The sequence below is a fragment of the Teichococcus aestuarii genome (assembly GCF_042651065.1).
Lineage (GTDB): Bacteria > Pseudomonadota > Alphaproteobacteria > Acetobacterales > Acetobacteraceae > Pseudoroseomonas > Pseudoroseomonas aestuarii.
Map to the genome: position 1 here is coordinate 1 of NZ_JBHSCH010000101.1, position 11036 is coordinate 11036.

10 protein-coding genes are annotated in these 11036 nt (G+C 70.5%); 7 read left to right on the forward strand and 3 right to left on the reverse strand.

Annotated elements, in window-relative coordinates:
* The first annotated feature begins 170 nt into the window (after positions 1 to 170).
* Complete coding sequence (locus tag ACFOY6_RS22725) at positions 171 to 908, forward strand: IclR family transcriptional regulator (RefSeq protein ID WP_379652318.1); 738 nt, start codon at positions 171 to 173, stop codon at positions 906 to 908.
* A gap of 283 nt (positions 909 to 1191) precedes the next feature.
* Here the strand turns inward: ACFOY6_RS22725 and ACFOY6_RS22730 are convergent, their stop codons facing one another.
* From ACFOY6_RS22730 to ACFOY6_RS22740, 3 genes are all read right to left on the reverse strand, one after another.
* Positions 1192 to 2769 carry an ABC transporter substrate-binding protein gene (locus ACFOY6_RS22730; RefSeq protein WP_379652319.1) on the reverse strand — a complete coding sequence of 526 codons (1578 nt, stop codon included), beginning with the start codon at positions 2767 to 2769 and terminating at the stop codon, positions 1192 to 1194.
* A gap of 77 nt (positions 2770 to 2846) precedes the next feature.
* Positions 2847 to 3761, reverse strand: coding sequence for an SMP-30/gluconolactonase/LRE family protein (locus ACFOY6_RS22735; protein ID WP_379639066.1), 915 nt, complete (start codon positions 3759 to 3761; stop codon positions 2847 to 2849).
* A gap of 10 nt (positions 3762 to 3771) precedes the next feature.
* A complete protein-coding gene (locus ACFOY6_RS22740; protein ID WP_379652320.1) occupies positions 3772 to 4776 on the reverse strand; it encodes a Bug family tripartite tricarboxylate transporter substrate binding protein in 1005 nt (334 codons plus the stop codon).
* A gap of 128 nt (positions 4777 to 4904) precedes the next feature.
* Between ACFOY6_RS22740 and ACFOY6_RS22745 the strand changes: the two genes are divergently transcribed.
* The 6 genes from ACFOY6_RS22745 (at position 4905) to ACFOY6_RS22770 (ending at position 10623) form a co-directional block, all read left to right on the forward strand.
* Entirely contained in the window at positions 4905 to 5582 is a 678-nt protein-coding gene (locus ACFOY6_RS22745) for an RraA family protein (RefSeq protein ID WP_379652321.1), read from the forward strand.
* Entirely contained in the window at positions 5579 to 6577 is a 999-nt protein-coding gene (locus ACFOY6_RS22750; RefSeq protein ID WP_379652322.1) for a hydroxyacid dehydrogenase, read from the forward strand. Before ACFOY6_RS22745 ends, ACFOY6_RS22750 begins: the two co-directional genes overlap by 4 nt.
* A gap of 119 nt (positions 6578 to 6696) precedes the next feature.
* Positions 6697 to 7683, forward strand: coding sequence for a Bug family tripartite tricarboxylate transporter substrate binding protein (locus ACFOY6_RS22755; RefSeq protein WP_379652323.1), 987 nt, complete (start codon positions 6697 to 6699; stop codon positions 7681 to 7683).
* Positions 7684 to 7688: 5 nt separating this feature from the next.
* Complete coding sequence (locus ACFOY6_RS22760) at positions 7689 to 8765, forward strand: amidohydrolase family protein (RefSeq protein ID WP_379652324.1); 1077 nt, start codon at positions 7689 to 7691, stop codon at positions 8763 to 8765.
* Positions 8762 to 9739, forward strand: a complete 978-nt coding sequence (locus ACFOY6_RS22765; RefSeq protein WP_379638986.1) for a Bug family tripartite tricarboxylate transporter substrate binding protein — start codon at positions 8762 to 8764, stop codon at positions 9737 to 9739. The genes ACFOY6_RS22760 and ACFOY6_RS22765 overlap by 4 nt, the downstream gene beginning before the upstream one ends.
* Positions 9740 to 9744: 5 nt before the next feature.
* The gene (locus ACFOY6_RS22770) at positions 9745 to 10623 is read left to right on the forward strand and encodes an amidohydrolase family protein (RefSeq protein WP_379638966.1); all 879 of its coding nucleotides are present in this window, start codon (positions 9745 to 9747) and stop codon (positions 10621 to 10623) included.
* Positions 10624 to 11036: the final 413 nt, after the last annotated feature.

The following is an 11036-nucleotide window of genomic DNA, read 5'->3' on the forward strand; positions in this document are numbered from 1 at the left end:
CAGCCAGAACAGGCCAGCCATGGCAGCACCTCCGGCCGCCATGGAATCACAGCAGGACCAAAGCGCAAGAGGTCCGTTAATAGGTCCTGAGCCTAGCCGCCTCCCGCCGGTCCCGACGCTGCCGTCCGGATGCTTGATCGGGGCACATGCCGGGCGTTAGACCTGCGGCCATGATCAACAAACTTCGTCCTGCTCCCGCGCTGGAGGGCGTTGCCTCGGCGGAGCGCCTGCTGACAATCCTCAGCGCCTTCCGTAAGGGCGACGCTGCGCTATCCCTGGCCGAACTCTCAGCGCGGACCGGGCTGGTCAAGACGACCATCATGCGCCTGGCGGTTTCGTTGGAGGCCTTCGGCTATCTCTCGCGCACGGCGGAGGGGCAGTACCGGCTCGATGCCGAACTGCTGCGCCTGGGCATGATCTACCAGCAATCCTTTCGGCTGGAGGCGCATGTAATGCCGGTGCTGGAGACGCTGGTGGAACGCACCGGCGAAAGCACCTCCTTCTACATCCGGCGCGGCGAGAGCCGGCTTTGCCTGTTCCGCGTGGACTCGCCGCATCGCCTGCGGCTGCATGTCCGGCCGGGCGACAGGCTGCCGATGGACAATTCTGCCATCGCGCAGGTGCTGCGGCTGTTCACCACCTCGCCGCTGCCGCCGGAAGCCGCTATGCTGGACTTCCCGCTCTACACCGCCGGCGCCAACGATCCGCATGTGGCCGGCATGGCCATGCCGGCCTTCGGACCGGAGGAGACGTTCGCCGGCGCGGTCTGCGTCACTGGCCCGATCACCCGCCTGACGGCGGAGGCGGCTGAGGCGATCCGCCCTGCCCTGCGCGAGGCCGCGGCACGGCTGACCCGCAGCCTGGGCGGCCGGATGCCGGAGATCCCCTCCCCCTCCAACCCTGCCTGACGATCCGGAGCCCTCCTTGGAGGATGGCTGGCCACGGGGCTGCGCGGGCAGGAAGGCTGGAGGCGTGAACGCCCCTGGATCCGCCCTTCTGCCATCGATCCTGTTCCGCCCGTACCAACGGCCGCCCCGGCGGGGTCAGGTGCCGGAGCGGTTCCCCAGTTCTGTGTGAGCACGCGGAACGAGCGCGGCAAGACCCGGAGAAAGGAGAGAAGACGAGGTCCGGGGGAGGATTTCTCTCCCCCGGTCCCGGCTCCCGGCAGGATGCGGGAGCCGGGCCGGGCTCTCAGACCCGACGCACGTTCCAGAACTTTACGAAGCCGTCGAGCACGCCGCCGATATCGCGGCGCCAGGCCATGGGCTGGAAGATCTGGCCGGTGGGCAGGAAGGTGGCATCCTTCCAGGCCTGGGCCTGCATCTGCTCGGCCAGCGTCTTCTGCGCAGCCGGGTCGCGCTCTTCTATCCAGGCATCGCGCAGCCGCTCCGCTTCCTCGCTGGTGGGCCAGCCATACCAGCCCTTCAGCCCATTGGCGCGCGCCACGCTGGTCACCGCCGGATCGAGGATGTTCAGGCCCGAGACCATGGATGGGAAGACGCTCCAGCCGCCCTTCTCCACCGGCTCGCGCGAGTTGCGGCGTTGGAACAGCGTGCCGCTGTCCACTGCCTGCACGTCCACGTTCAACCCGATGCGCTGGAACAGATCGATGCCGACCTGCCCGATCGGCGCGCTCACCGGATGGTCCATCGGCAGCATGAAGGCGACCTTCTCGCCCTTGTAGCCGGAGGCCGCGACCGCCTGCTTCGCGCGCGCGATGTCGGTCTTGCCGAAGAGGCGGTCGAAGCCGACATCGTTTGCCATCGGCGTGCCGGGGCAGAACATACCCAGCTTGACGTGCCAGGTCTCCGGATCGCTGCTGTAGGCCTGCATGAACTCGGACTGGTCCACCGCGCCCAGCACGGCGCGGCGCAGCGCGGCGTTGTCGAAGGGCGGCTGGATGCAGTTGAAGCGCAGGATCGGTGTCAGGCCCTGGCGGTCCTTCACCTCCACCCGTATGTCCCGGTTGCGCTTCAGCAGGGCGACGAGATCGGGGGACGGGGTTTCCCACCAGTCGGCCTCCCCGGCCATCAGCGCGCCGGAGGCGGCGGAGACGTCCGGCATGACCGTCCATTCCACCCGCTCGAAATGCACGACCTTGGGGCCGGCGGTGCCGCCCGCGACACCATCGGCCCGCGGCACGTAGCCGTCGAAGCGCGCATAGACGGCGCGGGCGCCGGCCATGTGCTCGCTTTCCAGGAAGCGGAACGGACCGCTGCCGACGATCTCCGTCACCTGCCTGGCGGCGTCGGTCCTGGCCAGCCGCTCGGGCATGATGGCGCACATGCTGGGCGAGGCCTTGGCCAGCGCCGCCGGCAGCAGCGGGAAGGGCTTCCTGAGGCGGAACAGGATGGTGCGGTCGTCCGGCGCGGAAAGCTCGTCCGTCACGGCCATCAGTGCCTGGCCGAAGGAGTCCCGTGACGCCCAGCGGCGGATGCTGGCCACGCAATCGCGCCCGGTGACGGTGCTGCCATCGTGGAATCGGAGGCCGTCGCGCAGCGTCAGCCTCCAGAGGCGGCCGTCATCCTCGACCGCGTGGCCCTGCACCATCTGCGGCTGCGGCTGGAACTGTGCGTCCAGGCCGTAGAGCGTGTCGAACACCATGAAGGCGTGGTTGCGCGTCGGCGTCGCAGTGGTGGCAACCGGGTCGAGCAGCGACAGATCAACGAAGGGGATGAAGCACAGCACGCTTTTCTCCCTCGCCCGCGCGAGGTTCGGCAGGGCCAGCGTCGTGGCGGCTGCCGCGCCCAGGAAATGGCGTCGCAACATGGTCTGGACCTTCCTCTCGTGCCCTCTTCGGGGCGTTTGGTTGCTGGCGACGCGCGCCGCGCCGGCGGGCGTCGCGTTCAGGCCGGCAGGATCTGGCCGGGCGCGGACAGCTCGGCGCGCAGGATGCTGCCGGTCTCGGACTCGGTGATGAACAGGCTGCGCCGGTCCGGACCGCCGAAGGCGAGGTTGGTGGTGGACCACCCCGCGCAGGAGGCGATGCGCAGCAGCGGCTCGGCGCGCGGCGAAAGCCGCCAGACCGTGCCAAAGCCGGCATGCGCGACCAGCAGGCAGTTCTCCTGGTCGAGCGCCAGCCCGTCCGGCCCGCTTGGCCCGCCATGCATGTGGCAGAAGATGCTGGCCTTGGTCACGCTGCCGTCCGCGTGCAGCGGCAGGCGCCAGATCTGGTTGGCACGGGTGACGCCGACCAGAAGGTGGCTCTCGTCCGCCGCCAGCACGATGCCGTTGGGGCTCGGGATGGTGTCGATCAGGCAGGTCAGCCGGCCATCGGGCTCCAGACGCCAGACGCGGCCCGTGGGGTCCTGCAACCCGGTCTGCCCCTGGTCGGTGAAGTAGATGTCGCCAGCCGCCGAGAAGCAGAGATCGTTGACGCCCTTGAAGCTTTCCGAGCGCGCTGTCTCCAGCAGCGGCGTGACGGCGCCCGATGCCGGGTCCAGCACCAGCAGGCCGCGCTTGTAGTCGGTGACGACGAAGCGTCCATCGGGCGCGATCTTCATGCCGTTCGGCCAGCCGTCATACTCGGCCACTTGCTGCCACTCGCCCCCGGGCGAGACGCGGAAGATGCGCCCGAAAGGGATGTCGGTGACGTAGAGCAGGCCGTTCCGGTCGAAGACCGGGCCCTCCAGGAAGCTGTCCACCGGCTTGCCGGCGCGGTTGGCGTCGCTCCAGGCGGTGCGCCTCAGGTGGCGGAAGCGATCCGGCAGGCGCGAGAAGAGCGTGGTCTCGATGCGGGGCGGCGGGGCGAAGAAGCTCACGGCCGGACCCTCACTGCCGCTCGATGCCGGCGCTCTTGGCGACTTCGGCCCAGAGGGTCTGCTCCTGCTGGATCAGCTTGCCGAATTCGGCGGGCGGCATGCCGCCGGGTTCGGCCGCCAGCGTCTTCAGGAAGGCCAGCATGTCCTGCTCGCGCAGGGAAGCCGCCATGGCCTGGTAGAGCTGGTCGATCACCGGCTGCGGCGTGCCGCGCGGCGCGACGAGGCCGGACCAGTTGATGATGCTGAAGCCCTTCAGCCCGGCCTCGTCGAAGGTGGGCGTGTCCGGCAGCGCATCCACGCGGTGCGCGCCGCTGATTGCCAGCGGTCGCAGCAGGCCGCCCTTGATGCCACCGAGGCCGGAGCCGAGCGAGGGCATGGCCATGTCCACCTCGCCCGAGATGGTCGCCCGCACCGCTTCCCCACCGCCCTTGTAGGGGACGTGGAACAGCTTCGCCCCCGCAGCCTGCTGGAAGGCCTCGGCCGAGAGGTGCAGCGAGCTGCCGACACCGCCGGAGCCGAAGGTAATCTTGTTTGGCTCGCGCTTCGCCGCCGCGATCAGCGAGGGGAGGTCCTGGTAGGGCGACTTGGCGTTGACCAGCAGCAGAACCGGCGAGAAGGCGCTGACGGTGATCGGCGCGAAAGCCCCGGCATGGTCGAAGGGCAGGTTGTTGAACAGGAAGGGCAGGGTCGCGTAGGTGTTGTCCATCGCCAGCAGGGTCTGCCCGTCTGGTTCGGCGCGGGCCACCTCCGCCGCGCCAATGGTGCCTGTGGCGCCCGCCTTGTTCTCGACGACGAAGGGCTGGCCTAGCCGGTCGGCCAGCTTCTGCGCCATGCGGCGCGCCACCACGTCCACCGCGCCGCCGGGGGCCCAGGGCACCACGATGCGCACCGGGCGGGACGGGTAGGAGGATGCTGCCAGGGCCGGGCGCGCGAGCGCGCCCAGGGCCAGGCCGGCACTGGCCAGCAGCAGGCGGCGGCGCGGCAGCAGAGGGGCAGCAGGGGTGGAAAGCGGCATTGGGCAAGCTCCTCCCAGAGCGGATGGCCGGTTGGCCGGAATTTCGAAATGACGTTGCATTTTTTCTCCGGCTCCGCAAGGGTGCCGTCCAGGCCGCCGCAGGGCGGCGGATCGCTGGAGGAAACAGAATGGCCTTGGGCTTCAGGATTTTGCCGCGCAGCCGCGCGGTTTCCGCGGAGTGGGTGGAGCGCTTCCGCGACCTGCCGGTGGCCAATGTCAGCGACGTCATGGCCCGCATGACGGCCGGCGGTCCGCGCCTGCGGCCGATGCATGATGGCGCCCCGCTGCGCGGCCCCGCCTTCACGGTGAAGACCCGCCCCGGCGACAACCTCATGATCCACAAGGCGCTGGGCCTCGCCGCGCCGGGCGATGTCATCGTGGTGGATGCGGGCGGCGACCTCACCAACGCGCTGATCGGCGAGCTGATGCTTGCGCAGATGGTGCGCCGCGGCCTCGGCGGCATCGTGATCAACGGCGCCATCCGCGACAGCGCCGCCATCGCCGCGCAGCCCTTCCCGGTCTTCGCCGCCGGCGTCACGCATCGCGGCCCCTACAAGGACGGCCCCGGCGAGATCAACGTGCCGGTCGCCATCGACGGCATGGTGATCGAGCCCGGTGACCTCATCCTCGGCGACGATGACGGGCTGCTCTGCGTGCCTTTCGGCAGCGTCGAGGCGATCCATGCCGCCGCCATGGCCAAGCAGGCGGCCGAGCACAAGCAGATGGCGAACATCGAGGCGGGCACGCATGACGCCGCCTGGGTGGACGCGGCGCTGCGCCGGCTCGGCTGCGAGGGCGTGGAATGACCCGCCCCGTCGTCCTGATCACTGCCGCCTGGCTGGCGCCCGAGGCCATGGCGATGCTGGAGCAGGCCGGGCTGGAGCCGGTCTGCACCACGGGCTATCCGGGTGAGGCGGAACTGCTGGAAGCCATCGCCACGCACCGGCCCGTGGCGCTGCTGCACCGTCAGGGCCGCATCGACGGCACCGTGATGGATGCCGCCGCGCCGGATCTGCGCGTGGTGGCCCGCCATGGCGCCGGCATCGACGGCATCGACGTGCCCGCCGCGCGGGCGCGCCGCCTGACCGTGACACGCGCCGCCGGGGCGAATTCCCGCTCCGTCGCCGAGCACGCGATGGCGCTGATGCTGACCCTGCTGAAGGACCTGCCCGACGTCAGCGCGAAGATGCGCGACGGCCTGTGGGAGAAGACCTCCCGCATGACGCGCGACATCGAGGGCATGACGCTCGGCATCGTTGGCCATGGCGCGATCGGCTCCAAGGTGGCGCGCTTCGCCGCCGCCTTCGGCATGCGCGTGCTGGCCTATGACCCCTATCTGCCCGAGGGGCCGCTGCCCGGCCCGGCGGAGCGGGTGCCGACGCTCGACGCGCTGCTGGAACAGGCGGAGGTGCTCTCGCTGCACTGCCCGCTGGAGCCGGAGACGCGCGGCATGATCGGCGCCGCCGAGCTGGCGCGGCTGCCGCGGGGCGCCATCCTCGTCCACACCGCCCGCGGCGGCATCGTGGACGAGGCGGCGCTGCTGGCGGCGCTGGAATCCGGCCAGCTCGCCTGGGCCGGGGTGGACGTCTTCTCCACCGAGCCGCTGCCCGGGGACAGCCCGCTGCGCCGGCACCCGCGCCTGGTGCCGACGCCGCACCTCGCGGCCAACACGCCGCGCGGCGCCGTGGCCATGGCGACCAGCGCGGCGGACAGCATCATCACCGTGCTCGCCGGCCGCTGCCCGGCCACCGAAGGCGCCGTGGTGGTCGAAGGGGGCCTTGCCGCTCTGAACCCCGCCTGACCGCCGGGGGCCGCGGCCCCAGGACACCAGAGAAGGACCATCGTGCGGGGGGCTCCCCCTCCCGCGCGCAGCGCCAGCGCATGCCTGGCGCCAAGACCAATGCGAGAGGAGGAACAGGAATGACCGATACGCCGAAGCTGGGGCGCCGCGCCGCCCTGCTGGCAACCCCGAGCCTGCTGCTTGCCGCCCGGACAGCCCAGGCGCAGGCGGGCGAGTGGCCGAACCGCCCGGTGCGCGTCATCGTGCCCTGGCCGCCGGGCGGCACCGCCGACGTGGTGACCCGACTGCTCTTCGCCGCGGCGGCCGAGGCCACCGGTCAGCCCTTCGTGATCGAGAACCGCGCCGGGGCCACCGGCACCATCGGCGCCGCCGCCGCCGCCCAGGCGGCGCCCGACGGCTACACCGTGCTCTACGGCTCCACCGGCCTCTCGGTGGAGGCCGCGCTGTTCAAGAACCTCAGCTACAGCGCGCAGCGCGACTTCGTGCCGGTGTTCCGCTCCATCACCGTGCCGCAGCTCCTGCTGGTGAACCCGAAGGTGAAAGCCACTACGCCGGCCGAGCTGATCGCACTGTCCAAGGCTACGCCGGGGGGGCTGAACGGGGCCTCGGCCGGCATCGGCTCGATCCAGCACCTGGCGCTGGAGCTGTTCGCGCGCGAATCCGGCGCGCCGGTCAACCACGTGCCCTATCGCGGCGGCGCGCCGATCTATGCCGACCTGATGTCCGGGCAGGTCGACCTGTATCTCGGCAACGTCAACGGCCCCATCGCCTTCCTCAAGGAGGGCACGCTGCGCGCCCTGGCGCATACCGGGCGGGGCCGCCTCGCCTCGCTGCCGGACTTGCCGCCACTCTCCGACACGCTGCCGGGATTCGAGACCTACGAGTGGAACGGCGTCTTCGTGCCGAAGGGCACGCCGGAGCCCATCGTGACCAGGCTCAACGCCCTTCTGAACGCGGCCCAGGCGAAGCCTGACATCGCCGCCAAGCTACGCGCGCAGGAGTTGCAGACGGAGCCGAACACGCCACAGCAATTCGCGGAGTTCTTCCAGGCGCAGAGCCGGCGCTGGCAGGGCTTTGTGAAGGAGGCCGGGATCACGCTGGAGTAGGCGCCATGGCATCCACCCTTCATAGCCCGCACATCCCGGTGCGCGAGGAGTGGCTGGCGCGCGGGGCCGAGCCGCCGCTCGAGCCGGCGCTGCCCATCGTGGACCCGCACCACCACCTCTGGGATCGCGCGGGCGACCGCTATCTGTTCGACGACCTGCTGCGCGACACGCGCGGCGGGCACGACATCCGCGGCACGGTCTTCGTCACCTGCCGCTCGATGTTCCGTGCCGACGGGCCGGAAGCCATGCGGCCGGTCGGCGAGACGGAGTTCGTCAACGGCGTCGCGGCGCAGAGCGCCAGCGGGCTGTATGGGCCGCTGCGGGCCTGCCAGGGCATTGTCGGCTTCGCCGACCTGACGCTTGGCGAGCGAGTGGCGCCGGTGCTGGAGGCGCATCTGCGCGCCGCGCCGGAGCGCTTCCGCGGCATCCGCAACAACACAGCCTTCCACCCCGATCCCGGCATCCAGACCAACCCGATCAAGCCGCGCGAGGGGCTGCTGGCCGATCCCACCTTCCTGCGCGGCGCCGGGCTGCTGCCGCGCTATGGGCTGACGCTGGATGTCTGGGCCTATCACACGCAGCTTGCGGAAGTGGAGGCTCTGGCGCGCGCCCTGCCCGACCTCACCGTGATCCTCGACCATCTGGGCGGGCCGATCGGCATCGGCCCCTTCGCCGGACGGCGGGAGGAGGTCTTCGGCGTCTGGCGGGCCGCGATGCGGCGGCTGGCGGCGCTGCCGAACCTGCGCGTCAAGCTCGGTGGCCTTGGCATGGCGCTGAGCGGCTTCCGCTTCCACGAGGCTGCCACGCCGCCAGGTTCGGTGGAACTCGCCGCCGCTTGGGCGCCCTACATCGAGACCTGCATCGCGCTCTTCGGCGCGCATCGCTGCATGTTCGAGAGCAACTTTTCCGTGGACAAGGGCATGTTCGGCTATAGCGCCTGCTGGAATGCCTTCAAGCGTATTGCAGCCGCCGCCTCGGACGATGAGAAGGCGGCGCTCTTCGCCGGCACCGCCATCGAGACCTACCGCCTGCCGCCGCATCTCGGCCGTCCTCGCGCCGCCACTCAGGAGCCCCTCGCATGATCGTCCGACGCACCTTCCTTGGCGCCAGCACCGCCGCGCTGTTCGCCACGCCCGGGCTGGCCCGGGCCGCCTCCTGGCCAGAGCGGCCGCTGCGGCTGGTCGTGCCCTACCCGCCCGGCGGCGCGGTGGACATCGCTGCACGGCTGATCGCGGACGGGCTGGGCGCCCGGCTCGGGCAGTCCGTGGTGGTGGAGAACCGCCCCGGCGGCGGCGGCACCATCGGCACGGCAGCGGTCGCCCATGCCGAGGCCGACGGCTACACGCTCGGCGCCTCGGCGGTGAATACCCTGGCCATCAACCAGTTCCTCTACAGCAACCTGCCCTATGACCCCGAAAAGGACTTGGTGCCGGTCTCGCTAGGCTGGGAGGCGCCGCTGGTGGTGGTCGTGCCGGCCGAGCATGTGCCGGCGCGTACGCTGAGCGAGTTCGTCGCCTGGGCGAAGAAGCAGCCGCAGGGCATCACCTTCGGCAGTTCCGGCATCGGCACCACGGTGCATCTTTCCGGCGAGATGCTGTGCCGCAGGACCGGCATCCAGGGCCTGCACGTGCCCTTCAAGGGCGGCTCGGAGGCACTGACCGGCATGCTGCGGGGCGATATCCAGCTCGTGGTGGACAACGTGCCCACCGCGCTGGCCAATCTGCGCGGCGGCAGGCTGCGGGCACTCGCCGTGACCTCGGCCGAACGCTGGCCAGACCTGCCGGACATCCCCACCATGGCCGAGGCCGGCGTGGCGGATTTCGCCGTCACTTCCTGGGGCGCCGTCACGGTACCGGCGGGCACGCCCGCGCCGGTGGTGGAGCGCCTGTCGCGGGCGATGCGCGAGGCGGCGGCGGACCCGGCCCTGCAGAAGCGCTTCGCGCAGACCGGCACCCGGGCGCTTGGCACCACGCCGCAGGAGGCCGCGGCGCGTGCGGCGCGCGAGCGGCCGATGTGGCAGGAACTGGTGCGCGTCTCCGGCGCCACGCTGGATTAAGCGGCATGCCGACCGTCTCCTCCCCGGTGCCCTGGTCTGCCGGCACGGCCACTCCCAGCCTGGCGGTGCCGGCCGGAGCCACGGACTGCCACTTCCACGTCTATGACGCGCGGTGGCCCTCGGCCGCTGGCACGCCGCACCATCCGGATGCCACGGCGGAGCATTACCGGCTGCTGCAGACCCGGCTCGGCCTCTCATGCGGGATCCTTGTGCAGCCTTCCGCTTATGGAACGGATAACAGCCTGCATCTGCAGGCGCTGGAGGTGCTGGGGCGCGACCGCTTCCGCCTGGTGGTGGTGGTGCCGCCGGACATTTCGGACAGCGCTCTTCGGGCGATGGACGATGCTGGCGTGCGCGGCATCCGCTTCAACCTGACCATGCCAGGCGTGCTCCGCCCGGAGCACCTGACGCCGCTGGCCCGGCGCGTGGCGCCGCTCGGCTGGCATCTTCAGGTGAACGCCGCCGAGGCGACGCTCCTGGCTGCCGAGCCGATGCTGGGCTCCCTGCCCTGCCCCCTGGTGCTGGACCATATCGGCCAGGTGCCGCAGCCCGGCGGCACCGCCACCCCCGCCTTCCAGGCAGTGCGAAGGCTGCTGGATGCGGGCAGGACCTGGGTGAAACTCTCGGGCGCCTACATCCGTAGCCGGAGCGGCGCGCCGAGATATGCGGATGCCGGTGTGGTCGCGGCGGCACTGGTCCGCTCCGCACCGGAGCGGATGCTCTGGGGGAGCGATTGGCCCCACCCCACCCAGCCTCTAAATGCAAAGCCGGATGACGCCATACTGCTCGACCTGCTGGCGGAATGGGTACCCGATCCTGCTACACGCAGCCGCATTTTGGTCGAGAACCCCTCCGTCGTCTACGGCTTCTCGCGCTCTGGCTGACGATATACCGGGCGGTAGCGTGTCGGGTACTGCGATGGCATCGTTCACCTGCCCTTTATCGGGGTTGAAGGCGGAGATGCCATCCATCCCAGCCTCCCCCGTGCGGCGGACCTCGTCGAGGTGCAACCATCTTTGTCGCTCCGCTAAAGAAACAGCGTCGCAAAGCTCAGGATCACCGCGGCGAAACAGGATGGCAGGTGAAGCATGGCGGCGTCTCTTGGCGGCGACATACCAGCCTAACCACTCCCTCGCCGCGCCGCCTACGCATGCCTCAGATGGCCGAAGTCGAGTTAAGCCTGAGTTTTCGCAAGCATGTCCTAGGCTCAGGACCTATTAACGGACCTCTTGCGCTTTGGTCCTGCTGTGATTCCATGGCGGCCGGAGGTGCTGCCATGGCTGGCCTGTTCTGGCTG

Excerpts from the sequence above, each read along its gene's own strand:
- ACFOY6_RS22725 (WP_379652318.1), top strand. The coding sequence starts at position 171 with ATGATCAACAAACTTCGTCCTGCTCCCGCGCTGGAGGGCGTTGCCTCG.
- ACFOY6_RS22730 (WP_379652319.1), bottom strand. The coding sequence starts at position 2,769 with ATGTTGCGACGCCATTTCCTGGGCGCGGCAGCCGCCACGACGCTGGCC.
- ACFOY6_RS22740 (WP_379652320.1), bottom strand. The coding sequence starts at position 4,776 with ATGCCGCTTTCCACCCCTGCTGCCCCTCTGCTGCCGCGCCGCCGCCTG.
- ACFOY6_RS22745 (WP_379652321.1), top strand. The coding sequence starts at position 4,905 with ATGGCCTTGGGCTTCAGGATTTTGCCGCGCAGCCGCGCGGTTTCCGCG.
- ACFOY6_RS22750 (WP_379652322.1), top strand. The coding sequence starts at position 5,579 with ATGACCCGCCCCGTCGTCCTGATCACTGCCGCCTGGCTGGCGCCCGAG.
- ACFOY6_RS22755 (WP_379652323.1), top strand. The coding sequence starts at position 6,697 with ATGACCGATACGCCGAAGCTGGGGCGCCGCGCCGCCCTGCTGGCAACC.
- ACFOY6_RS22760 (WP_379652324.1), top strand. The coding sequence starts at position 7,689 with ATGGCATCCACCCTTCATAGCCCGCACATCCCGGTGCGCGAGGAGTGG.
- ACFOY6_RS22765 (WP_379638986.1), top strand. The coding sequence starts at position 8,762 with ATGATCGTCCGACGCACCTTCCTTGGCGCCAGCACCGCCGCGCTGTTC.
- ACFOY6_RS22770 (WP_379638966.1), top strand. The coding sequence starts at position 9,745 with ATGCCGACCGTCTCCTCCCCGGTGCCCTGGTCTGCCGGCACGGCCACT.